20 protein-coding genes, 1 pseudogene and 1 other annotated feature are annotated in these 23,500 nt (G+C 66.3%); of the genes and pseudogenes, 12 read left to right on the top strand and 9 right to left on the bottom strand.

Features of this window, described 5'->3' with window-relative positions; genetic code table 11:
• The first annotated feature begins 51 nt into the window (after positions 1 to 51).
• Together N6H05_RS06275 and N6H05_RS06270 are read left to right on the top strand one after the other, a co-directional pair.
• The gene (locus N6H05_RS06275) at positions 52 to 678 is read left to right on the top strand and encodes a glycerophosphodiester phosphodiesterase family protein (RefSeq protein WP_284113118.1); all 627 of its coding nucleotides are present in this window, start codon (positions 52 to 54) and stop codon (positions 676 to 678) included.
• Complete coding sequence (locus N6H05_RS06270; RefSeq protein WP_284113117.1) at positions 675 to 1,808, top strand: GNAT family N-acetyltransferase; 1,134 nt, start codon at positions 675 to 677, stop codon at positions 1,806 to 1,808. The genes N6H05_RS06275 and N6H05_RS06270 overlap by 4 nt, the downstream gene beginning before the upstream one ends.
• On the opposite strand, the gene N6H05_RS06265 is transcribed toward N6H05_RS06270, so the two are convergent.
• Positions 1,809 to 2,105, bottom strand: coding sequence for an SEL1-like repeat protein (locus tag N6H05_RS06265; protein WP_029547874.1), 297 nt, complete (start codon positions 2,103 to 2,105; stop codon positions 1,809 to 1,811). It lies immediately after the preceding gene.
• A gap of 237 nt (positions 2,106 to 2,342) precedes the next feature.
• On the opposite strand from N6H05_RS06265, the gene N6H05_RS06260 reads away from it, so the two are divergent.
• Positions 2,343 to 3,614 (top strand): multidrug effflux MFS transporter, encoded by a 1,272-nt coding sequence (locus N6H05_RS06260; protein WP_284113116.1) that lies wholly within the window; start codon positions 2,343 to 2,345, stop codon positions 3,612 to 3,614.
• A gap of 185 nt (positions 3,615 to 3,799) precedes the next feature.
• On the opposite strand, the gene N6H05_RS06255 is transcribed toward N6H05_RS06260, so the two are convergent.
• The 3 genes from N6H05_RS06255 to N6H05_RS06245 all read right to left on the bottom strand — a co-directional run bounded on the left by N6H05_RS06255 (position 3,800) and on the right by N6H05_RS06245 (position 8,145).
• The gene (locus tag N6H05_RS06255; protein ID WP_284113115.1) at positions 3,800 to 5,968 is read right to left on the bottom strand and encodes a TonB-dependent receptor; all 2,169 of its coding nucleotides are present in this window, start codon (positions 5,966 to 5,968) and stop codon (positions 3,800 to 3,802) included.
• A gap of 87 nt (positions 5,969 to 6,055) precedes the next feature.
• Positions 6,056 to 6,454 carry a DUF2946 family protein gene (locus N6H05_RS06250; protein WP_284113114.1) on the bottom strand — a complete coding sequence of 133 codons (399 nt, stop codon included), beginning with the start codon at positions 6,452 to 6,454 and terminating at the stop codon, positions 6,056 to 6,058.
• A gap of 128 nt (positions 6,455 to 6,582) precedes the next feature.
• The gene (locus N6H05_RS06245) at positions 6,583 to 8,145 is read right to left on the bottom strand and encodes an amino acid permease (protein ID WP_284113113.1); all 1,563 of its coding nucleotides are present in this window, start codon (positions 8,143 to 8,145) and stop codon (positions 6,583 to 6,585) included.
• 153 nt (positions 8,146 to 8,298) lie between these two features.
• Here N6H05_RS06245 and pgeF point away from each other — a divergent pair, with 153 nt between their 5' ends.
• The 7 genes from pgeF to N6H05_RS06210 all read left to right on the top strand — a co-directional run bounded on the left by pgeF (position 8,299) and on the right by N6H05_RS06210 (position 16,856).
• Complete coding sequence (pgeF, locus tag N6H05_RS06240) at positions 8,299 to 9,060, top strand: peptidoglycan editing factor PgeF (RefSeq protein ID WP_284113112.1); 762 nt, start codon at positions 8,299 to 8,301, stop codon at positions 9,058 to 9,060.
• 44 nt (positions 9,061 to 9,104) lie between these two features.
• Positions 9,105 to 9,890, top strand: coding sequence for a FadR/GntR family transcriptional regulator (locus N6H05_RS06235; RefSeq protein ID WP_284113111.1), 786 nt, complete (start codon positions 9,105 to 9,107; stop codon positions 9,888 to 9,890).
• A 154-nt stretch (positions 9,891 to 10,044) separates the two neighbouring features.
• Complete coding sequence (locus N6H05_RS06230; protein WP_284113110.1) at positions 10,045 to 12,132, top strand: PQQ-dependent dehydrogenase, methanol/ethanol family; 2,088 nt, start codon at positions 10,045 to 10,047, stop codon at positions 12,130 to 12,132.
• Positions 12,132 to 12,803 carry an SRPBCC family protein gene (locus tag N6H05_RS06225; RefSeq protein WP_284113109.1) on the top strand — a complete coding sequence of 224 codons (672 nt, stop codon included), beginning with the start codon at positions 12,132 to 12,134 and terminating at the stop codon, positions 12,801 to 12,803. The genes N6H05_RS06230 and N6H05_RS06225 overlap by 1 nt, the downstream gene beginning before the upstream one ends.
• Complete coding sequence (locus tag N6H05_RS06220; protein ID WP_284113108.1) at positions 12,800 to 13,669, top strand: FAD binding domain-containing protein; 870 nt, start codon at positions 12,800 to 12,802, stop codon at positions 13,667 to 13,669. The genes N6H05_RS06225 and N6H05_RS06220 overlap by 4 nt, the downstream gene beginning before the upstream one ends.
• A complete protein-coding gene (locus N6H05_RS06215; protein WP_284113107.1) occupies positions 13,666 to 14,145 on the top strand; it encodes a (2Fe-2S)-binding protein in 480 nt (159 codons plus the stop codon). Before N6H05_RS06220 ends, N6H05_RS06215 begins: the two co-directional genes overlap by 4 nt.
• Positions 14,142 to 16,856, top strand: coding sequence for a xanthine dehydrogenase family protein molybdopterin-binding subunit (locus N6H05_RS06210; RefSeq protein ID WP_284113106.1), 2,715 nt, complete (start codon positions 14,142 to 14,144; stop codon positions 16,854 to 16,856). The genes N6H05_RS06215 and N6H05_RS06210 overlap by 4 nt, the downstream gene beginning before the upstream one ends.
• Positions 16,857 to 17,058: 202 nt before the next feature.
• Here N6H05_RS06210 and N6H05_RS06205 read toward each other — a convergent pair whose 3' ends face one another.
• The 4 genes from N6H05_RS06205 to N6H05_RS06190 all read right to left on the bottom strand — a co-directional run bounded on the left by N6H05_RS06205 (position 17,059) and on the right by N6H05_RS06190 (position 20,203).
• The gene (locus N6H05_RS06205; RefSeq protein ID WP_284114184.1) at positions 17,059 to 17,529 is read right to left on the bottom strand and encodes a nuclear transport factor 2 family protein; all 471 of its coding nucleotides are present in this window, start codon (positions 17,527 to 17,529) and stop codon (positions 17,059 to 17,061) included.
• Positions 17,529 to 18,158, bottom strand: coding sequence for a pyridoxamine 5'-phosphate oxidase family protein (locus N6H05_RS06200; RefSeq protein WP_284113105.1), 630 nt, complete (start codon positions 18,156 to 18,158; stop codon positions 17,529 to 17,531). The genes N6H05_RS06205 and N6H05_RS06200 overlap by 1 nt, the downstream gene beginning before the upstream one ends.
• 61 nt (positions 18,159 to 18,219) lie before the next feature.
• Positions 18,220 to 19,194, bottom strand: a complete 975-nt coding sequence (locus N6H05_RS06195; protein WP_284113104.1) for an alpha/beta fold hydrolase — start codon at positions 19,192 to 19,194, stop codon at positions 18,220 to 18,222.
• Positions 19,195 to 19,315: 121 nt separating this feature from the next.
• A complete protein-coding gene (locus N6H05_RS06190) occupies positions 19,316 to 20,203 on the bottom strand; it encodes a LysR family transcriptional regulator (protein WP_284113103.1) in 888 nt (295 codons plus the stop codon).
• 175 nt (positions 20,204 to 20,378) lie between these two features.
• Positions 20,379 to 20,434, top strand: a sequence feature (sul1 is cis-regulatory element that is thought to sense ions involved in sulfur or methionine metabolism; They are found in Alphaproteobacteria).
• A 67-nt stretch (positions 20,435 to 20,501) separates the two neighbouring features.
• On the opposite strand from N6H05_RS06190, the pseudogene N6H05_RS06185 reads away from it, so the two are divergent.
• Positions 20,502 to 21,380, top strand: a pseudogene (locus N6H05_RS06185) (SulP family inorganic anion transporter); the annotation flags it as partial.
• Between the two features lie 310 nt (positions 21,381 to 21,690).
• Here N6H05_RS06185 and N6H05_RS06180 read toward each other — a convergent pair.
• Complete coding sequence (locus N6H05_RS06180) at positions 21,691 to 22,806, bottom strand: IS110 family RNA-guided transposase (protein WP_004206949.1); 1,116 nt, start codon at positions 22,804 to 22,806, stop codon at positions 21,691 to 21,693.
• Between the two features lie 191 nt (positions 22,807 to 22,997).
• Here N6H05_RS06180 and N6H05_RS06175 point away from each other — a divergent pair, with 191 nt between their 5' ends.
• Positions 22,998 to 23,489, top strand: a complete 492-nt coding sequence (locus N6H05_RS06175) for an STAS domain-containing protein (protein ID WP_284114183.1) — start codon at positions 22,998 to 23,000, stop codon at positions 23,487 to 23,489.
• Positions 23,490 to 23,500 lie beyond the last annotated feature (11 nt).

Raw genomic sequence — 23,500 nt, 5'->3', positions numbered from 1 at the left:
CGCCCCTTCGCCCATCGCGGGCTGCATCGGGCGGGCATCAGCGAAAATGGCATGGCGGCGTTCGATGCCGCCATCGCCAAGGGGCTGGGCATCGAATGCGATGTCCGGCTGAGCCGCGACGGCCTCCCCTTCGTCTTTCATGACGCCAGCCTGATACGGATGACCGGGCAAGCGGGCGCCGTGGCGGATCGCAATGCGGCAGAACTGGACGCGCTGCGCCTGCCCGACGGCGGCGCGATCCCGCGCCTTACCCCACTGCTGGACGCCTGTATCACGACGCCGCTGCTGATCGAGATAAAGGTCGAAGGACGCGATGTCGCGCCGATCTGCGCTGCGGTGGCGAGGGCGCTCGACGGCCGCGACCAGCCGGTGGCGGTGATGTCTTTCAACCCGCTGGCGATGCGCTGGTTTGCCCGACATCGACCGGACATGGTGCGCGGGCTGGTGAGCAGCAGCCAGAATAAGGGGCGGCTGCGCGCGCTTTTCGGCCGCACCCTTGCACTTTGGCTGGCCAATCCCGATTTTCTGGCCTGTGATATCCGTGACTTGCCCTTCCGCTTCGCCGATGCCGCCCGTCGCCGGGGACTGCCGGTGTTGAGCTGGACGGTGCGCAGCGCGGCGCAGCGGGCGATCGCCGCTGCCCATGTCGACCAGATCATCTTCGAGGAGATGGCATGAGCGAATTTGTCGCGCGCATCGCCGGTGGCGTCGCCTACCTGCCCAGGGCGCAATGGGATGCCTGTGCCGGCAGCGCCAATCCGTTCGTCAGCTGGGATTTCCTGACCGCACTGGAACGGTCCGAAAGCGTCGGGCCGGGCACCGGATGGCAACCCTTGCCGATCGTCATCGACGGGCCGGACGGGACGATCGCGGCGGCCGCGCCGCTCTATGCCAAGACCCACAGCCAGGGCGAATATGTGTTCGACCATGGCTGGGCCGATGCCTGGGAGCGGGCGGGCGGCCAATATTATCCGAAAATACAGATCGCCGCGCCCTTCTCCCCCGTGCCGGGGCCCCGATTGCTGCTGCGCGATTCGACGCTGGGGCCGGCGCTGATCGCGGGAATCGAGACTTTGGTCGAGCGCAACGAGCTGTCATCGGCGCATGCGACCTTCGTCGATCCCGACCAGATCGCGCTGTTCGAGGCGGCGGGCTGGCTGATTCGCGAGGACAGCCAGTTTCACTGGCACAATAAGGGCTATGCCGGGTTCGAGGATTTCCTGGCCGAGTTGTCGAGCGAGAAGCGTAAGAATATCCGCAAGGAAAGGCGGCGTGCGGTCGAGGGGCTGGAGATCGTCCACCTGACCGGAGGCGCCCTGACCGAAGCGCATTGGGACATATTCTGGGATTTCTATCAGGACACCGGCGCGCGCAAATGGGGCAGGCCCTATCTGACCCGGTCCTTCTTCTCGATCCTGGGCGAGACGATGGCGGACAAGATATTGCTGATGCTGGCGCTGCGCGAGGGCCAGGCGGTTGCAGGCGCGCTGAACCTGATCGGCGAAGACACGCTCTATGGCCGCTATTGGGGATGCCGCGAGGACGTGCCCAACCTGCATTTCGAGCTATGCTATTATCAGGCGATCGATGCGGCGATCGCGCGCGGGCTCAACCGGGTCGAGGCGGGCGCGCAGGGCGGCCACAAGCTGGCGCGCGGCTATGCGCCGCAGCCCACCTATTCGGCGCATCATATTCCCAATGCGAGCTTTCGCCGGGCGGTGGCGGGATTCCTCGACGCCGAGCGGGAGGAAGTGCAGCGCGACCGCCTGTGGCTCAATGAAAGAACCCCCTTCCGCAAGGAAGGCTGATCAGGCGGCGCGGACTTCGGTCGCGACGATCCAGGCGCGGGCCTGGCGCTGGGCCTCGGCAATCTCGCGCGCGGTCATTTCCTCGGCGATCTCGGCGCGCATGCTCTGGCCGGCTTCGCTGCCGCCACGGGCCGCAAGGTTGAACCATTTATGCGCCTCGACCAGGTCGATCGGCATGCCCCCCGTGCCGCAGCTATAGGCGACGCCCAGTTCGAAACAGGCCTCTGCCGAGCCGTGGGCCGCACCGGCCATACGACTATCCATCAAAAACTGCGCACTTTTGAGACTATTTGCCATGATCTTCCCCTGTATCCCTAACCCAATGTTCCAACCTTTGGTTTGCGAGTGGGGGCAGAATGCCCGGCAGGCCGTAAAAAATGGTTAACGGCAAAATCGGCATATTTGCGCAGTTTGCCCGAAGCGGCTGGATGCGGCAGGGTTAATGCCCGGCGGGCGACGACAGGCGGGCGATGAGGGGCGGAAATAAGCGCGTTGGGGCTGGCGCCGCCGGGCGATTGTCCGCATAGGCCAGTGATGGCCGAAAATTCCCCCATGGGCGCGCAGCCTGCCGCAAAGGATATTCATTTCCGCGAGTTCGTGCTGCTGTGTGCGTGCCTGATGGCGATGAATGCGCTGTCGATCGACCCGATGCTGCCGGCCCTGCCCGATATCGGCCGCGACCTTCACATCGCCAACCCCAATGACCGGCAGCTGATCATCAGCTTCTATTTCATGGGGCTGGGCGTGGGATCGCTGCTGTTCGGCGTGCTGTCCGACCAGTTCGGGCGCAAGAAGGTGCTGGGCGGGGCGATGATATTGTTCATCCTGTCCTCGATCGCCTGTGCCGGGGCGCACAGCTTCACCATGTTGCTGATCGCCCGCACCAGCGCCGGCTTCTTTGCCGGGGCGAGCCGCGTCATCACCGTCGGCATCATCCGCGACCGGTTCAAGGGCGACGCGATGGCACGGGTCATGTCGCTGATCTTCGCCGTGTTCATGCTGATCCCTGTGATGGCACCCAGTTTCGGCCAGGCGATATTGTGGATCGCGCCGTGGCGCTGGATCTTCTGGGTGCTGGCGATCCTGGCGACCGCGATCCTGGGCTGGATGGCGATCCGCCTGCCCGAGACGCTGCATCCCGACAATCGCATCCGCATCAACCCGCGCACCATCATCCAGACGGTCGGCACGATCTTCCGCACGCGCAGCTCGATCGGTTACATGCTGGCGAGCGGCGTGGTGATGAGCGGCCTCATCGGCTTCATCCTGTCGGTGCAGCAGATCTTCTTCGACGTGTTCCATGCGCAGAAGATCTTCCCGCTCGCCTTTGCGACGATCGCCGGCAGCATGGGCATCGGCAGCCTGGTCAACAGCCGGCTGGTCTCGCGCTTCGGCGCGCGGCGGCTGAGCCAGAGCGCACTGATCGCCTTCATCCTGATCGCGGCGGTGCATCTGGCGGTGATCCTGGCCGGGCAGGAAACGATCGTCACCTTCATGGTCCTGCAGGCGATGACGATGATGACGGTGGCGTTCACCGCGTCCAATTTCAGCGCGATCTCGATGGAGCCCTTTTCCAAGGGGGCGGGCGTTGCCTCCTCCTTCCAGGCGTTCCTGACGACCGCGGTGTCGAGCGCGCTGGGCAGCCTGGTCGGCCGCGCCTTCGATGGGACCACCCTGCCCTTCACGCTGGGGCTGCTGGTGTTCGGATCGGGATCGCTGCTGATCGTCTTCTGGGCGGAGCGCGGCAAGCTGTTCACCCGGCCGCACCTCAACGCGCTGCGAGAAGACTATGAGGCGATGCACTGACTTTCTGTTTGGAAAGTCCGCACCGGCCCACACCCCCACCCGACCGCCCACAAAGTGTATCCTGATTGGGAGATCGGGTGGGGGTGTGGGCCGGTGCGGTGACCCGAAATGCGCTCTTCCGCGCATTTCCAAACAGACTGAGACAAGGGGCCGGGCGCGCCGATCAGGCAAGCCCGGCCGGTTCGTCAGAAGCGCGTGCTGAGGCCCAGATTGATCGAACGGCCCATGCCCGGCACCGGGCGCAGCACGCCGGTCGCGCCATAATCGCCCAGTGACATGCCGCCGAGCGGCAGATCATAGCCGGCGTCGAAGAGATTCTTCGCCTCGACCGTCAGCTTCAGCCCCTTGGCCCAGAGCGGCAGCGTATAGCCGGCGCGCAGGTCGACCAGCGCATAGCCGCGCGTGCGCGGTTCGTTGCGGGTGGCGTCGACGCGATTCTTGTCGGCGACAAATTCGACATCGGCGCCCAGTTCCAGTGCGTCGATGCGATGGGCAAGGCCCATCTTCAGATCGAGCGGCATCTGGCGATAGAGCGGGCCGCCGTCCGACAGATTCTGGCCATGGACATAGGAAGCGCTGGCGGTGAAGCTGGTTTCGACATGGTCGCTGCGCTGGAGCGGCACGCTGACGCTGACATCGACGCCGTAAAATTCGGCATCCTGATTGGCGAATTGCAGCTGCACGAAGCCGCTGGGCATGCCCATCATGTCGGTCAGATCCTGAAGATGGACCGCGTCGATATAGTCGTTCACGCGGGTATAATAGGGCGAGATTTTCAGCGTCGCCCCGCCCTTCGCCGTCAGGCGCAGCGCGGCGCTGACCGTATCGGCCTGTTCCGACTTGAGGTCGAGATTGCCGACATAGCCATTGCCGTCGCCATACCAGCCGATCATCTGGCTGGCCATCGCGCCCCGGCCCCAGGCATAGCGTTCGTAGAGATTGGGCGCGCGGCTCTTGTGCGCATAGCCGAGTTCAAAGGCGAGCCGGTCGGACGCCCGCCAGCTCGCCAGCGCGGTCGCGCTCCAGTTATTGTCGGTGCGGCGATGGCTGCGCGCATTGAAGGCTTCGGCCGCCATCGCGTCGGCCATGTTCATCATGCCGGTGCCATAGGGCTGGACGTCGCCGGTATTCATCCGCACCCGATCGAAGCGCCCGCCGATCGAGGTGGAGAGCCGGTCGGTCCAGTGCGATTCCCATTCGCCGAACAGGCCGAGCCGGTCGCGCCGGCCATTGTTGATGTTGATATAGGGATTGGGGCCCATCATCATCGATCCGGCAACCGGCGGCCACCAGTCATCCATGCCCTGATGCTGATAATCCCCGCCCACGCGCAGCGTATCGTGCGGGCCGACCGGCAGGCTCAGCTTCACCGCCGAGGTGAAGCTGTGGATTTGCGTGTTCATCGGCATGGCGCCGGGCTGCTTGTCGGCGAGGAAGTCCATCCGATGGGCGGTGTCGCGATAGCCGATGCTGGCATCGACATCGCCCCAGGCAAAGGTGCCGCGATAGCGGCCGTTGAGGAACCAGGACTTGTTCGAGGTCATGTCCATATATTGGTTCGGAAAGCCCTCATAGGGCGAGAAATGATAGCCGCCCTTCAGCTCGAACAGGCCGAGGCGGGTCTGGGCGGCGAGCGCCAGTTGATGGTCGGTCTTGGCATATTCGGTCGAGCGCACCACGCCCCGGTTGCCGCCGCCGTCATAATTGCCGGATTGGGCGTAGGAGCCGCTATAGGTGGCACTGATCCGCTTGCCCGCGACCGTCAGCGTGACGCCGCCGCCAAAGGCGTCGCCATTGCTGCGATAGAAGCTGGACGCCTCCCCCGTGACCAAGGTGCCGCCATCGACGGCGAAACGCGGCATCGCGCTTTCGACGGCGATGATGCCGGCGATATTGTCACCGCCCATGCTGACCGGCGAGACGCCCGGCACCACCGCGATGCTGCCGACCGTCTGCGGATCGGTATAGGAAAGCGGCGTGTTCATGTCGTTGGGACAGGCGATATCGACCGGGATGCCGTCAAGCGTGATGCGGACCCGCTGTTCGGTCAGGCCGCGCAGCGCCGGCATGGAGGAAAAGCCACCGCCGCCATTGGCCGCGACGCCGGGCAGGCTGGCAAGGATGGCGGCGGTATCGCTGCTCGACAGGGCGCGACGGCGCAATGTGCCGCTGCCGAGCCGGGCGCCGTTGAGCGGCGCGCTGCCGATATCGAGCGCCGCCGCGTCAAAGCGGGTCTGGAGCGGGGGAGCCGCGTCATCGGTGGTGGGGGTATCAGCCGGCAGGCTGTCCTGCGCGGCGACAGGAGTGGGGAGCAATGCCAGCGATGCGGCAATTGCGACGAGAGATGTCTTCATCGGAAACCCTGTTTGCGCGCGCCCACCTTCCTGGCAGGGGCGCTTGATCTGAAAGAAAGGCCGCGCGGCGGCACGGCCATGGTCAGATCAGGCGGGTGGTCCGCGCAAAGGGGGACGCAGATGGCCGACGCGGGCGAGCGCGGGTATCCGCACCGGCGCGAAGCCGAGCAGCAGCACGAAGGCGATCGCCAGCATTACTATCAGCGGATCGGCGCCGCCCGTCGAGGCCATGGAAAGCGCGCCATAGGGGCATGTGCGCTTGGCCGCATCGGCCGGCTGATGATCGGGATCGGCCTGCAAGGGCACGATCAGTTGCGAGGCGGTGCTGCCGATCGCGGCGTCATGGCAGAACTGGATGACCAGGGTGCGCTGCTGCTGCGCCAGCATGAAGCCGCCGGGCAGCAAGGCCTTCATGCACAGCGCCAGCAGGACAAGCGCCAGCGCTTGCCCCCGATGCTGCTGAAGATAGGCGCGCAGGCTCCCCATGGGGACGGCCTAGCCCGGCCCCCGCCGCCTGTCACCAAGACAAAAGGTCGCAGGGGTCGCGCCGGCAGCGGCACCCAAGAAAAAAGGGGCGGTTTCCCGCCCCTTCCTTCCATCGATCGTCAGGCCGATCAGGCGTCCTGGCCGCCCGGCGTGTGTGCGCCCGGCAGCGGCGGCACCGGCTGGGGCGGGATGCCCGCGCCAGCCTCCGCCACATCGACAATCCCGCGGCCGACATGGCTGCGGCTGCGGCTATAGGCGAAGTAGACGACCAGGCCGAGCGTCGCCCAGCCGACGAACATCAGCTTGGTTTCGACGCCCAGGCTCCAGAAGAGATAGGCGCAGCCGGCGATGGCGATCGGCGCGGTGACATAGATGGCCGGGGTGCGGAACGGACGCTTGCGGTCCGCATCGGTCTTGCGCAGGCGCATCACCGCGATCGACACGGCGGCGAAGGCGAACAGCGTGCCCGAGTTGGAGATGTCCGCCAGGATGCCGACCGGGAAGAAGGCCGCGAACAGCGCCACGAAGATGCCGGTCAGGATGGTGATGACATGCGGCGTCTTGTAGGTCGGATGCACCTTCGAGAAGAGTTCCGGCAGCAGGCCGTCGCGGCTCATGACGAAGAAGATGCGGGTCTGGCCGAACATCATCATCAGGATGACCGAAGGCAAAGCCAGGCCGGCGGCGAGGCCGAGCAGGTTGCCGATCTGGGGCCAGCCGATTTCACGCAGCGTCCAGGCCAGCGCTTCCTTCGAGCAGGTGACGGCTTCGGTGCCGGCAGCGGCCAGCGCGGCGCACTGCTGCGACAAGGCGGTCGAACCGGGGGCGAGGACTTCGCCGGCCGGGCCATAGACCGGCTGCGCGCCGACGGTGCCGATAACGCCGGCGGCGACCAGCATGTAGAAGATGGTGCAGATGGCGAGCGAGCCGATCAGGCCGATCGGCATGTTGCGCTGCGGATTCTTGGTTTCCTCCGCTGCGGTCGAAACCGCGTCGAAGCCGACATAGGCGAAGAAGATCGAGGCGGCAGCGGCCGACACGCCCGAGAAGCCGAGCGGCATGAACGGGGTGAAGCCCTTCATGTTCATGACCGGCACCGACAGGACGATGAACAGGGTCAGCGCCGACACCTTGATCGCGACCAGCACCGCGTTGACGGTGGCGCTTTCCTTGGTGCCGATGACCAGCAGCCAGGTGACGAGCGAGGCGATCAGCATCGCCGGCAGGTTGACCATGCCGCCATCAAACGGCCCGCGCGTCAGCAGATCGGGTATGTCGAGATGGAAGGTATGTTCAATGAGGCCGACCACATAGCCGGACCAGCCCACCGACACGGCGCCGGCGGCGACAGCATATTCGAGGATCAGCGCCCAGCCGACCATCCAGGCGATGAGTTCGCCCATCACGGCGTAGCTATAGGTATAGGCCGAACCCGAGACCGGGACCATCGCCGCCATTTCGGCATAGCAGAGCGCGGCGACCGCGCAGACGAAGCCGGCAATGACGAAGGAGAGCATCATGCCCGGCCCCGCCTTTTGCGCGGCTTCGGCCGTCAGCACGAAAATGCCGGTGCCGATGACGGCGCCGATGCCCAGCATGGTGAGCTGGAATGCGCCCAGTGAGCGATGCAGTGATTTTTTCTCTGCCGTCGCCAATATGGCGTCGAGAGGCTTAACGCGCCCGAAAATCATCAATGAAACCCTTTATTGGAGTCTTCTGCCCGGGCGACGCGTTAGCCGCCCCCCCTTATTCTGTGGGACGGGAGACTATCGCCTAATCCGCCATGCGCAAGTATGTTGCGCTTCTGAGACATGCTTCTTCACTGAACGCGCGAAGGAAATTTTATGATCGAGTTGCTGCGGGCGCCCGCGCTGGGCGATGTCCCGCATGGCTTTGCCGGACGACAGGGGGGCGTATCGACGGGGGTGTGCGCCGGTTTGAATGTCGGGCTGGGGTCTGAGGACGACCGGCTGGCGATCCTGCGCAACCGCGATCTGGCGCGCGACGCGCTGCTGCCCGGCGCGACGCTGGTGACGGTGCGGCAGGTCCATTCGCCCGATGTGGTGACCGTGACCGCGCCGATCGCCGAGGATGAGCGGCCCGAGGCGGATGCGATGGTGACCCGCACGCCGGGGCTTATTCTGGGCATATTGACCGCCGACTGTGTGCCGGTGCTGTTCGCCGACAGGGAAGCCGGCGTGATCGGCGCGGCCCATGCCGGCTGGAAGGGCGCGATCAGCGGCGTCACCGACCGGACGATCGCGGCGATGGAAGCGCTGGGCGCGACGCGCGAAGGCATCGCCTGCGCCATTGGCCCCTGCATAGGGCGTACTTCCTACGAGGTGACGCTGGACTTTGCCGAGCGGTTCGAGCGGGACGACGCGGACAATGCACGATTCTTCAGCGCCGGGCGGGCGGGCCACTGCCAGTTCGACATTGCCGCCTATGTCGCGTCGCGCCTGCAGGCGGCGGGGATCGGGCGGATCAGCCTGCTGGACGAGGACACCTATAGCCAGGCCAATCGCTTCTTCAGCTATCGTCGGTCCTGCCATGCGCAGGAAAGCGATTATGGCCGGCAGATATCGATGATCGCCCTGCCCGGCTGAGGGGCTTCAAAAGCGGGACGGAGTAGCGCATGAGAGGGGCTGACATGACCAGTTCTTCCCAGACCCTGCCGGACGTCGGCGATGGCAGCCGCCTTTATCAGCAACTGGCCCGGCGGTTGCTCGCGGACTTGGCGGGTGGCCGCTATGCCGTGGGCGACCGGCTGCCGCCCGAGCGCGAGCTGGCGATCGAGCATGATGTCAGCCGCCCGACCGTGCGCGAGGCGATCATCGCACTGGAGGTGCAGGGGCTGGTCGAGGTGCGGGTCGGATCGGGCGCCTATGTGGTGCGGATTCCCGGTGCCGATCGCCAGGCGACCGAGGCGCCCCGGTTCAGCATCACCGCCTTCGAACTGATGGAGGCGCGACTGGCGATCGAGGGCGAGGCGGCAGCGCTGGCGGCGCTGCATGCCCGGCCGGACGAACTGGACGAACTGGACCGGCTGGTCGCGCAGATCGCCAGCGAGAATCTGCGCGATGGCGATGCCTATGCCGTCGACCAGCAGTTTCACATGCTGATCGCGCAGGCGACGCGCAACGCGGCGCTGGTCGACAGTGTCGCGCGGCTGTGGGAAATGCGGGCGAGCGCGCCGGAATCCCGGCTGCTGCTCGCCAAGGCCCGTGCCGCCAAGGTGACGCCGGTGGTCGAGGAGCATCGCGTCATCGCCCAGGCGATCCGGGCGCGCGATCCGGCGGCGGCGCGCGCGGCGATGCGCGGCCATCTGGCGGCGGTGATCGACCATCTGCTGTTCGCGACCGAGGAGGCCGCGGTCGAGGAAGCGCGCAAGGCCGCGCAATCGACCCGCGCCCGCTTCGCCCCCGGCGCGGACTGATCCCGACAGGGCAATAGTGACAGCGATGATGACAGCACCGGGGCGATGCCCGCGGGCGATGGCCTGCGCCTGCTTGACCGGCTGACCGACAAAAACTAAACACCTGTTCAGTCAAACAGGCAGCGCGGCAAGCGGGCAGGACGGGAGAGAGCGGATGCGGGGGACGCGCGGGCTGTTTCTGGTGCGGACGGTGGCGGGACTGGCGCTGGCGGCGTCTGCCGCGGGGCTGGTGGCGCAGCAGGCGGTGCAGACCGGCACGGGGGCCGACTGGCCCGGTGTCGGCGGCAGCGCCGACGAGAGCGGCTATAGCCAGTTGAGCGCGATCAACACCGCCAATATCCGCAAGCTGGGCCTGGCCTGGTCGCTCGACCTGGAGGGCGAGGTATCGCTGGAGGCGACTCCGCTGGCGGTGAACGGCATCCTCTATTTCAGCGGCAGCTATGGCGCGGTCTATGCCGTCGACGGGGCGAGCGGCCGGCTGATCTGGAAATATGATCCGGAAATCTGGAAGGTCAATCCGACCCGGCAGGCGATGGGCATGGGGGTCAATCGCGGCGTCGCTTACGACAATGGCCGCATCTTCATCGGCGTGCTCGACGGCCGGCTGATCGCACTGGATGCCAGGACCGGCGTGGTCGCCTGGAGCGTCAACACCCTGCCGCCCGGCACGATGCACAGCCTGACCGGCGCGCCGCGCACCTTCAACGGCAAGGTCATCATCGGCAATGGCGGCGCCGACATCGGCCAGCGCGGCTTCGTCACCGCCTATGACCAGAAGACCGGGGCGCAGGTCTGGCGTTTCTGGACGGTGCCGGGCAGCCCCGAACAGAATGCCGGCGACCCGGTGATGGAAATGGCGGCCAGGAGCTGGAACGGTTCCTACTGGAAGACCGGCACCGGCGGCACGGTGTGGAACGGCATGACCTTCGACCCGGAGCTCAATCGCATCTATCTGGGCGTCGGCAATGCCGGCCCCTATGACCCGGAAAAGCGCAGTCCGGGCGGCGGCGACAATCTGTTCGTCGCCTCGATCGTCGCGCTGGACGCCGATAGCGGCCAATATATCTGGCATTATCAGCAGAACCCCCGCGAAAGCTGGGATTACAAGGCGACGGCCAACATGATCGCCGCGACCGTGACGATCGACGGCCGGCCGCGCAAAGTGCTGATGCAGCAGCCAACCAACGGCTTCTTCTATGTGCTGGACCGCGAGACCGGCAAACTCATCTCGGCCGAGAAGGTCGGCAAGGTGAGCTGGGCCAGCCATATCGACATGGCCACGGGACGCCCGGTGGAAACCGCCAACGTCCATTATCAGGAAGGGCCGGTCGACATCTATCCCAGCACATTGGGCAGCCATAACTGGCAGGCGATGAGCTACAGCCCGCAGACGGGTCTGGCCTATATCCCCTACATGCAGGCCGGCGCCCGCTACGCGAAGGCGGACAAGGGGTTCCTGGCCAGCATCACCGGGGCCAGCGCCAGCTTCATCACGCAAAAGCGCGACAAGGACGACCTGACCGGTGCGCTGCTGGCGTGGGATCCGGTAGCGCAGAAGGCGCGCTGGCGCATGCCGCGACCCCATCTGTGGAATGGCGGGACGCTGGCGACGGCGGGCGGGCTGGTGTTCCAGGGGACGGCCGACGGCTATGTCCGCGCCCATGACGCAGCAAGCGGCAAGGAAGTCTGGCGCTTCAATGCGGGACTGGGGATCATCGGCGCGCCGATGAGCTATGCCATCGGCGACACCCAATATGTGTCGCTGCTGGTCGGCTGGGGCGGCACCACGGCGGCGGCCAGCGAGATATTGAATGTCGGCTGGAAATATGGCGCCCAGCCGCGCCGGCTGCTGAGCTTCGCGATCGGCGGCAAGGCACGGCTCGCCCCTTCCCCGCCGCGCGACATGGCGGTCCATGCGCTCGACGATCCCAGCATCGTGCTGGACGAAAAGGCGGTCGCGGCCGGCAAGGAGATGGGCTTCATCTGTGGCGCCTGCCACGGCATGGCGTTCAAGGGCGCCGGCGCACCGGGGCCGGACCTGCGCGAATCCGCCCTGTCGCTATCGGAGGAGAATTTCTACCAGGTGGTGCAGGAAGGCGCGCTGGCCGAGCGGGGCATGCCGCGCTTCCCGCTGGGCAAGGCGCAGATCCACAATATCTGGTCCTATCTGCGCGCCACCGCGCGCGAGGCGCTGGGCACGCGCAAGCCCGACACCGACACACCGACGGCGGCGCGCTTCTGATGCGGATGACCGGCGAGGAGCGGATCGCCGCGTCGCGCGACGCGGTATGGCAGGCGCTCAATGATCCGGCGGTGCTGCGCCAGTGCATTCCCGGCTGCCAGTCGCTGGAGCGCGACGGCGACGGCCGGTTACGCGCCGAGATCGCGGTGAAGATAGGCCCGATCGGCGCGCGCTTTGCCGGCACCGTCACCCTGTCGGAGATCGACGCCCCCAATGGCTATCGCATCAGCGGCGAGGGACAGGGTGGCACGGTGGGCCATGCCAGGGGCGGCGCGCGGGTGACGCTGGCCGATGATGGTCGGGCCACGCGCCTGTCCTATGCGGTCGAGGCCGAGGTCGGCGGCCGGCTGGCGCAGCTGGGCGGGCCGATCATCGACGCGACGGCAAAGCAGTTGGCGGGGCAATTTTTTCGCAACTTCAACGCGGTGGTCAGCGGCGGCACCATGCCGGCGGAGGATGGTCCGGTCGCGGCGGTGCCAGCGCCGATGCTGGCCGCTCCATCGGCGGGCGGTCATCCCTGGGGCTGGATCATCGCGCTATTGCTGGCGCTGGCGACCGGGGTGCTACTGGAGCGCAGCGGCGTGGCGGGCACCGGCATGGTGGCGATCGGCCTGTTGCTGGCGGTGACGGCGCTGGCCGGGTTCGAGGCCGGGCGCAGGGGGCGGCGATGAAGCCCGCGCCGTTCGACTATGTCCGCGCCACCAGCATCGACCATGGCTGCGCCCTGCTGGCCGAGGCCGGCGGCGGCGCGCAATTGCTGGCGGGCGGCCAGACGCTGATGCCGTTGCTGGCGCTGCGCATGAGCCAGCCCTTCATCCTGATCGACATCGGCCATCTGCCCGAATTGCAGGGCATCGCCCCCCATGCCGGCGGCGTGCGGATCGGCGCGGCGACGCGGCAGGCCGACGCGCTGGCCAATCCCCTGCTGGCACAGGCCTTGCCGGTTTTCGTCACGGCGCTCGCCCATGTCGGCCATCACCAGACCCGCAATCGCGGGACGATCGGCGGCTCGATTGCGCTGGGTGAACCGGCGGCCGAGATGCCGGCGACGGCGTTGGCGCTGGGGGCGTCCATGACCCTGCGATCGGTGCGCGGCGCGCGGACCATGGCCGCCGACGCCCTCTATCTTGGTCCCTATGCCACCGCGATCGCGCCGGACGAGATGCTGGTGGCGATCGATTATCCCGCCTGGCCGGCGGATGCAGTGCCGCTGTTCCGCGAAGTGGCGCGGCGCCCCGGCGATTTCGCGCTGGTCGGGCTGGTCGGCGCGCTGGCGATCGCGGAAGGCCGGATCGAACGGGCCGGCATCGCCTGGTTCGGCATGGGACCGACACCGATGCGCGCACGCCAGGCGGAGCAGGCGCTGGTCGGCCAGGCGATCGACCGGATCGATGTGCAGGCCATTGCCGATCTGGCGATCGCCGACAGCGCGCCGTTTGACGACGGCCATGCCAGCGCCGCCTATCGACGTAGCGTCGGCCGGCGCATCTTTGCCAGCAGTCTGGCGCAGGCGCTCGACCGGAGGCTGGCGGCATGAGCGAGCATCGCATTTCGATGACGGTGAACGGCCAGCAGCATCGCGGTCTGGTCGAGGGGCGGCTGATGCTGAGCGACTGGCTGCGCGAGGCGGCGGGCTATACCGGCGTGCATGTCGGCTGCGAACAGGGGGTGTGCGGCGCCTGCACCATCATTGTCGACGGGCGCGCGGTGCGAGCCTGCCTGATGCTGGCGGTGCAGGCCGATGGATGCAGCCTGACCACGGTCGAGGGGCTGGCCGCGGCCGACGGCACGCTCCATCCGGTGCAGCAGGCGCTCAAGGATTGTCACGGCCTGCAATGCGGTTTCTGCACGCCCGGCATCGCCATGACCCTGGCTGCGCTGCGGGCAGACGACGCCCAACCCGACGAAGCGGCGATGACCCAAGCCATGTCCGGCCATCTGTGCCGCTGCACCGGCTATCAGGGGATACGCCGCGCGATCCGGCAACTGGCGGCGGAGGATGGCACGCCATGAATGCGCCGCCGATTTCCGCGCAGCGCTTCATCGGCCAGCGCGTGCCGCGCAAGGAGGATGGCCGGCTGCTGACCGGGCGCGGCAGCTTCGTCGACGATATCATCCTGCCCGGCATGCTGCACGCCGCCTTCGTCCGCAGCCCGATTGCGCGCGGCACGATCCGGTCGATCGATACCGATGTCGCGCGCGCCCAGCCCGGCGTCCATGCGGTGCTGACCCAGGCCGATCTGGCGCCGTTCGGCGTCACCATGCTGAGCTTTTTCCTTGGCCCGGTGGAGGTGGCGATGACGCCGCTGGCCGACGGGCGGGTCGCCTATGTCGGCCATCCGGTCGCGCTGGTGATCGCCGACGACCGCTATCTGGCCGAGGATGCCGCCAGCCTGGTGGTGGTCGATTATGCCGAGGAAGCGGCCGTCGTCACGCTGGACGATGCGCGCCTTGGTCCGCGCGTCCATCCCGACACCGACGACAATGTCGCCGCGCTCATGGGCGAGGAGGACGCCGATGCCGCGCTGGAGGCGCTGCTGGCGGGCGCGCCGCATCTGGTCAGCCAGTCGATCCGCCATCAGCGCATCGCCCAGTCGCCGATGGAGACGCGCGGCGTGGTGGCGAGCCTGCAGGGCGAGAGCGAATTGCTGGTCCATATCACCTGCGCCGGGCCGCAACTGGTGGCGCGCTGGCTGACCTTGGCGCTCGACCGGCCGGGGCTGAGCGTACGGGTGGTGGCCAAGGATGTCGGTGGCTCCTTCGGCCTCAAGAACCATCCCTGGATGGAGGAGGTGTCCGCCATCCTTGCCGCCATGCTGCTGCGCCGGCCGGTCAAGTGGATCGAGGACCGGATCGAGAATCTGACCGCCGCCAACCAGGCGCGCGAGCAGGAAATGACATTGCGCGCCGCCTTCGACACGGACGGGCGGCTGATCGCCAGCCATGCCGATTATGCGCTCAACAATGGCGCCTATCCGATGGGGGCGGACGCCAATATCGCGGTCCATATGTTCCTGTGGGCGGCCTATAATATCCCCGCGTACAGCTTCGTGTCACGCGGCTGGTACAGCAATACGCCGGGACTGGCCGCCTATCGCGGCCCCTGGGCGATCGAGACGCTGGCGCGCGAGACTTTGCTCGACCGGGCGGCGCGGCAGATCGGCATCGATCCGGTGGAGCTTCGCCGGCGCAATCTCTGCACCGCCGCCGACCAGCCGTCGGTCACGCCGCTCGGCATCCCGCGCGAGGATATCACGCCGGCACAATGTCTGGAGAAGTTGCTGGAGGTGGTGGACGTGCCCGCCTTCCGTGCGGAGCAGGCGGCGGCGCGGGCACAGGGGCGCTATCTGGGCCTGGGCCTCGCCGCCTATATCGAGCCGACCGGGGCGGCCGGCAGCATCGCGGTGATGACCGGCGAACTGGTGCAGCTGCGGATCGAGCCGACCGGACGGGTGGTCGCGGTGATGAGCGTCCATTCGCAGGGCCATGGCACCCAGACGACGATGGCCCAGTGCATCGCCGATCAGCTGGGCGTGCCAATCCAGGACGTCACCATCTTCGACGGCGACAGTTCGCGCGGCGGCTTCGGTCCCGGCGCGGGCGGCAGCCGGCAGGGGGTGATCGGCGGCGGCGCGGCGATCCGGGCCGGGCGGCTGCTCGCCGACAAGGTGAAGGCGGTGGCCGCCCATCTGCTCAACGCCAGTCCGGAGGCGATCAGCCTGTCCGATGGGATGGTCCATGTCGCCGGTGCGCCGGAGATGCGGCGGACGCTGCGCGAAATTGCCGAGATCGCCTATGGCGAGCCGGGGCGATTGCCGCCGGGCATGGAGACCGGGCTGGAAGCGCAATATCGCTATGATCCGCCGCCCATGACCTTCACCAGCGCTGCCCATGCCTGCATCGTCGAGGTCGATGCCGATACCGGCTTCGTGACGATCCGGCGCTGGGTCAGCAGCGAGGATTGCGGGGTGATGATCAATCCGGCGGTGGTCGAGGGGCAGATTGCCGGCGGCCTGGCCCAGGCGATCGGCAGCGTGCTGCTGGAGGATGCCGCGCGCGATGCGCAGGGCAATCCGACGGCCGCGACCTTCAAGGATTATGCGCTGCCGACGATCTTCGACGTGCCCGATTTCGAATATGTCCATGCCGATACGCCGTCGCAGGCCGAAGGCGGCTTTCGCGGCGTCGGCGAAGGCGGCTGCATCATCGGCCCACCGACTCTGGTCAATGCGATCGCCGATGCGCTGGTGCCGTTCGGGGAGGTGCCAGTGGACCTGCCGCTGACGCCGGACAAGCTGATGACGATCATCGAGGGGCGGTCCTGGCCCGAGCGCCCGGTCAGCCGCTTCCATCCCGATCATCGGGCGCCTGAGGTCGATGCCCCTGCCCCGGCGGCGCCCACCGCCCCGCCGATCGCGCCTGCCGCCCCGGTCGGGATCGACGGCGCATGGAAGCTCGTGCTGGCGACGCCAATGGGGCCACAGCCGATGGTGGCGCATTTCCAGGTCGCGGGCGACCGGGTGACGGGGCGGCTGGAGGCCGATCAGGGATCGCAGGAGTTTGCCGGCACGATCGCCGGCAATCAGGTCTCGTGGGAGATGAAGGTGACAAAGCCGATGGCGATCACCCTCAAATATGCCCTGCTGTTCGATGGCGACAGCGTGAGCGGCAAGTGCAAGATGGGAATATTCGGCACCGCCAAGGTGCGGGGCGAACGGGCCTGAATCGCCGGCGTCCGCATGGCGATGCGCGACACCTGAACGGAGAGGCAGGCTCAACGCCATGCCCCTCCCCATCCGTCAGCCCGCTCGCAGGATGATCTTGCCGAACCGGTTCCGGCATGATCGGCACATGTTCCCCATCACCACCGATCCGTCGGGGCCGGGCTTGAAGCTAGTGCCTGGCGAAGCCGCCACGCCTGGCGGCCTATAGGCTAAGGTCACTCAATCCGGGATGATCGTCAGGCCGGCGCCCCTGCGTCCAGTGGAATTTCCGGTCGGCCGCGCTGATCGGTGCATCATTGATGCAGGCCAGCCGCCGCTGCATCAGGCCGCTTTCGTCAAACTCCCAATTCTCGTTGCCATAGGAGCGGAACCAGTTGCCGCTGTCGTCATGCCATTCATAGGCGAAGCGCACCGCGATGCGGTTGTCGGCAAAGGCCCATAATTCCTTGATCAGCCGATAATCCAGTTCGCGCTGCCATTTGCGCGTCAGGAAGGCGATGATCGCGGAGCGGCCATTGACGAACTCCGCCCGGTTCCGCCACTGGCTGAGCGGCGTATAGGCCATGGCGACCCTGGCCGGATCGCGACTGTTCCACCCGTCCTCGGCCAGGCGCACCTTCTGTGTCGCGCTCTCCAGGGTGAAGGGCGGCAGCGGTGGTCTCACATTGTCCATCATGCGTCTCCCATCTTGGCAAGGCGATCCTGCAACGCCCGGTTCTCGGCTTCCAGTTGCGCCAGCCGTTCATGCAGCGGCCGGACCGCCTGTTCGATCTCGCGCTCGGTGAAGCGCGGCGTGATATGTTGCGGGCAATTCCAGTCGAACGCCTCCAGCCGCAGCCGGAAGATACGTTCGGCCCGCGCCTTGTAATCCTTGTCCATGACAAGATCGGTGAGCGCCGGATCGGCATCGAGCGCCAGCTTCTCGACATGGACGTAGATTTTGAGCCGGGCGCGGCGCGGATAGTCCATCAGGATCAGGCAGGCCCGGTCGTTCGCGGCCAGATTGCCGGTGCTGATATATTGGCGATTGCCGCGATAATCGGCAAAGGCCAGCGTGCGGTCGTCGACCATCTTGAGGAAGCCGGCCGGTCCGCCGCGATGCTGGACATAGGGCCAGCCATCCTCCGACACGGTTGCCATGTAGAAACTGTCGCGAGCCGCCAGGAAATGGGCTTCATTGTCGGTGAAGCGGTCAAAGGCGCGATTGCCACTGAACGTGGCCCAATGGGCGTCCGCGCCCATCTCCGCCTGCGCCGCGCGGACGCTCGGCGTCGTGGCGATATCCAGAAAACCGTAGGACATGGTCCGTCTCCCGTCATCCGTCCGTTGCGGGGCCATGCCTGACCATGGCCCCGCCGGGGGGTCAGCGCGCCGCGACCTTGCGATCGAGGAAGTCGCGGATCAGCGGCGCCATTTCATCCAGCTTGTCTTCCAGGGCGAAATGGCCGGTATCGAGAATATGCATCTCCGCGTCAGGCAGGTCACGCTTGTAGGGATGCGCACCGGCTTCGGGGAAGATCTTGTCATTCTTGCCCCAGACGATCAGCGTCGGCGGCTTGCGTTCGCGGAAGAAGGCCTGGAACGCCGGGTAGAGCGGCACATTGGTGCGATAGTCGTAGAACAGGTCGAGTTGGATATCCTTGTTGCCCGGCCGGTCGAGCAAGGCCTGGTCCTGCACCCAATTGTCGGGGCTGATCCGCGACAGGTCGCGCACGCCATCGGTATATTGGAACTTGGTCGCGTCGAGGCCGACGAGCCAGGCCTGCGCCTCGCGATCCTTGGCCGACCCGCTCTGCCAATAGGTCTTGATCGGATCCCAGAAGGCGCCCAGCCCCTCCTCATAGGCATTGCCATTCTGGACGATGAGGCCGCTGACCCGCTCGGGATGCTTGATGGCGAGCCGGTAGCCGACCGGGGCGCCATAATCCATGACATACATGGCGTAGCGCTGGGCGCCGACTTTGCCCATCAGCGTGTCGACCATGTCGGCATAATGGGCGAAGCTGTAGGTGAACTGGCGATGGTCGGGCGCGTCGCTCTGGCCAAAGCCCGGATAGTCGGGCGCGATCACATGATAGCGGTCGGCGAGCAGCGGGATCAGGTTGCGGAACATGTGCGACGATGTCGGAAAACCATGGAGCAGCAATACCACCGGGCCATCGGCGGGGCCGGCTTCGCGATAGAACATCTTGACGCCATCGATGGTGGCGCTGCGATAATGGACCGTGGCAGCCGCAGCCTGCGTGGCGACGGCGCTGGCAGGCGCGGCGATCGCGTCGGCCGAGGAAGCAATACCGGCGGTTGCCAGCAGCATCGAAATGACCAGTTTCTTCATCATGTCCTCCACCCTGTTGGGGTCGCTGAGCAAGGGCTTCAGCTTCTGGAGACAGAGATAATCCTTGTCCTTATTCCTGATAATCCGGGGAAACTGGAAGTCATTATTCCTTATGATGGAATAGTTATCCGCCTTGCTGGAACAGCCTATTGGCCCGCAGCCGATCGACCGCCAGATCGACGAAGCTGCGCACCTTGGCGGCCGCCCGCCGCCCTTCGGCGTGGATGACATGGATCGGCAGCGGCTTTTCCATATGATCGTCCAGCACCGTGACCAGCCGCCCGGCCGCCAGGGCCGGCTCGACCTGATAGGACAGCACGCGGGTCAATCCCCAGCCCTGCTCGGCGGCGGCAATCGCCGCTTCATTGGTGTTGCAGAAAAGTTGGGGGTGGACCGTGACGCTGCTCCGGCCTTCCGGCCCGAAATGCCATTCCGGCGAGGCCCATGCCCCGGTCGGGCCGATGATGCGATGATGGACAAGGTCGGCCGGGGTCCGGGGCATGACATGCTGCTCGAAATAGGCCGGCGCACCGCAGATGACCCGCCGCACCGTCCCCACCCGAATGGCGCTCAAACCCGAATCCGGCAGATGGCCGATCCGGATGGCGACATCGATGCCTTCCTCGACGATGTTGACCAGCCGGTCGACGAACAGGCTGCGCCCGGTCACGGCCGGAAAACGATCCAGATAGTCGAGCAGGATCGGCAGCACGTACATCTGGCCGAAGATCACCGATCCCGTGACGATCAGCGTGCCGGTGGGGTTGCCATGGGCGCCCGCCGCCGCCGCGTCCGCATCCGCCATGTCGGCCAGTATCCGCCGGCAATCATCCAGATAGCCACGGCCCGCCTCGGTCAGCTTCACCGACCGCGTCGTCCGCGTGAACAGGCGCACGCCGATCTGATCCTCCAGTGCAGAGATCGCCCGCGTGACCGCCGGCGGGCTCAGATGCAGCTGCCGCGCGGCTTCGGCGAAACCGCCGGTTTCCGCCACCCGAACAAAGATTCTCATGGCTTGCCAGCGGTCCAAGACATTCCCCAAATGACGATTGCGACAGCCGATCTGCGCGGAATTCCATCGGCCGGTCAATCTTCAGGCCTGTATATTCCGGACCATAATCTCGGCGATGCGCCCCTTGGCTGGCCCTTGCGCTCACCCGGTGGCCACTTTAGGAGGCGGCCATTCGCAAGGACCCGGTGAAATTCCGGGTGGCTATGCCGGCCGCCGATCCGCCGGACAACGCATGTCGCACCTCGATCCGCCCGCTTTCCGCCGCGTCATCCCGTGCGACACTCGTCGGTTTTTCCCAATGAACAGCACAGCTTTTTCGCGTTATCGTGGCGAATGGTTCAACGGCGCAGGCAATGCCCGCCGCGATATTCTGGCCGGCATGGTCGGCACATTCGCCCTGATCCCGGAAGTCATCGCCTTCTCCTTCGTCGCGGGCATCGATCCGGAGGTCGGGCTCTTCGCCTCCTTCACGATCGGCATCGTCATCGCCTTTGCCGGTGGCCGCCCCGCAATGATTTCCGGCGCCGCGGGGTCCGTGGCGCTGGTCGCGGCGGCCCTCGTCCATGCCCATGGCCTGCAATATCTGCTCGCCGCCACGCTCCTCGCCGGCCTGTTCCAGATCGGCTTTGGCCTGATGAAGCTCGATGTGCTGATGCGCTTCGTTTCCCGATCGGTGCGCACCGGCTTCGTCAACGCCCTGGCCATCCTCATCTTCTCCGCGCAAGTGCCGCAGATGCTGGGCGTGACCTGGCACAGCTACGCCATGATCGCAGGCGGGCTTGCGATCATCTATCTGCTGCCGCGCCTCACGACGGTCATGCCCTCGCCGCTCATCTGCATCGTCGTCCTGACCGCGATCAGCATGGCCTTTCCGATGCCCATCCACACGGTCGCCGACCTGGGGCGCCTGCCCGCCTCGCTGCCATCTTTCGCGCTTCCGGCCGTCCCGTTCGACTGGCAGACGCTGCGCATCGTCGCACCCTATGCGCTCGCCATGGCGGCGGTCGGCCTACTCGAATCGATGATGACCGCCAGCGTCGTCGATGATCTGACGGAAACCACCAGTTCCAAGGCGCGCGAATGCACCGGGCTGGGCCTGGCCAATGTCGCGGCCGGGCTGTTCGGCGGCATCGCGGGCTGTGGCATGATCGGACAGACGGTCGGCAATATACGCTCTCATGACTGCCATCCGAGACGCTGGCCGAGTTTACTCCTTCGCTGGCCTCGAGACCAGCGGTCGCATTGACCTTGGCGGGTGTGCCGCGGGCGCCTGATCGACGACGATTGATCATGCTCTCATCCGCGGGTTGATTACCGCACTACCCGTATCCGTCGCTGGGCCTATCCTCCGTCTAAGTTCGGGCGTCGGACGAACCTGCCCCACCGTACACCGTGGATTGCCCATCACAGTCGGGTGCCCGCGGCACGCCGGCCAAGGCTATGCAGTTGGCGCGCTGGCGCCTCCTCTCGTTAATGTCGTGGGTGGATCAGCCGGCTATCGCCGGCGACACCCGACGGGCGATGTCCCAGGCATAGCCGACCAGTTCACGCGCGATCGCGGTGGTCACCTTGGGCTGAGGCTTGCCCGTGGCCGCCAGGCGACGGTAGCGCTGGCACAGGCGAACCTGCGCTTTCCACCCGATCGCCTGGATGTCCTCGGACAAGTCGATGACCCGCTCACGGTAGCGTCGTTCCTCGCGAGCGGGCAGTCGATACGACCAGCCCGCCTCAATCAGCATGGTTCGTGCCTGCGCGTTGCCCGCGCGGGTGATCCGGCCCCGTTTGGTCCGAGCGCCGCTGGAGTGCTCGGACGGCACCAAGCCGACATACGCCATCAGTTGCTTGGGATTGTCGAAGCGGGTGAGATCGCCTACTTCAGCGACCAGCGTCGCAGCGCTGACCAGCCTGATACCGCGCAGGACCTGTAGATTGCGGACCAGCGGCGCAAAACACCATGCGTCCACCGCTTCAGTCAGCGCCGCTTCTAAGCGCCCAACCCGTGCCTGCGCCTCCAGCACCCGCTTCTGCATTTCCTCGAATGCCAGCTGTTGGTGGGGAAAATCGAACCGCTGCTCGGACAACCACCGCCAGTACATTTTCGTCCAGGCCGCCTTGCCGCCGAAACGACGATCATGACGCAACAGGAAGCTGCGCACTGTCTGCTTGGCTCCGATGGCATCATCTTGCGCGCTGCGTCGCGCGCGGATGAGATCGCGTACCGCCTCGTGCGCTTCGTCCGGTATCCAGATTGCGGTGAGTTCGCCAGCGCGTAGCAGCCGCGCCAGGGTCATCGCGTCACGCCGGTCCGTCTTTACATGGTCACCCGGGCGCCGCGGCATCATCGAGGGGGCGATGACGATGCAATTCTGTCCCAGCTTCGTCAGCAGCCGATGCAAGCCATACCCGCAGGGACCAGCTTCGTAGCAGACGTTCAACGTCACGCCCGGTCCAGTCAGCCGCTTGACCAGCTTCCTGATCGCATCGTCCTCGTTGGCGACCGTGCCGACGAAACGCACCTCGCCTCCGCGTTCCCCATCGGCAACTGCGACCGCAATGGTTTCCTTATGAACGTCCAGACCAACGTATTTCACCGTCTCCGTCATGACTCGTCTCCGCTGCTGACAAATCCATCATCAGCATCTCAGATTCGAGCCTCCGAGGCTCTGGCAGTCATGGGGTCTATGGCGGGCGGGGCCGCCTCTCCACCCTGGTTGCGGGCCTGTTCCTGCTCCTGGTCATGGTGCCGCTCAGACCATGGGTCGCCCAGGTACCCGTGGCGGCCTTGGTGGCGATCATGATCATGGTGTCGGCCAGCACCTTTTCCTGGGGGTCGATCCGCGACCTTGCCCGCCATCCCAGGGCATCGGGCGTCGTCATGGTCGCCACCGTCATCGTCACCGTCGCCACCCACGACCTGTCGGCCGGTGTCGCGGTGGGCGTGCTGCTGAGCGGGGTGTTCTTCGCCTTCAAGGTGACCCGCCTGATGGACGTGCGCGACGCCTATGACGAAGCCACGGATACCCGGACCTATAGCGTTTCGGGCCAGATCTTCTTTGCCAGCGCGGAAATTTTCGCCGACCGGTTCGACCTGCGCGATACGGCAGCCCATGTCCGCATCGACCTGAGCGCCAGCCATTTGTGGGACATCACGGCCGTAGGTGCGCTGGAGGATGTGGTCACGAAGATGCGGCACCATGGCATTCTGGTCGAAGTCATCGGCCTCAACCGCGCCAGTGCGATACTGGTCGACCGGCTGGCGCCCGCGGTGGGCGGCAGAGCCGGTTGAGCGCACGGGCA

The sequence above is a fragment of the Sphingobium sp. WTD-1 genome, from assembly GCF_030128825.1.
Lineage (GTDB): Bacteria > Pseudomonadota > Alphaproteobacteria > Sphingomonadales > Sphingomonadaceae > Sphingobium.
The sequence above is the reverse complement of the archived record's forward strand: the minus strand, read 5'-3'. Positions and strand labels throughout refer to the sequence as shown.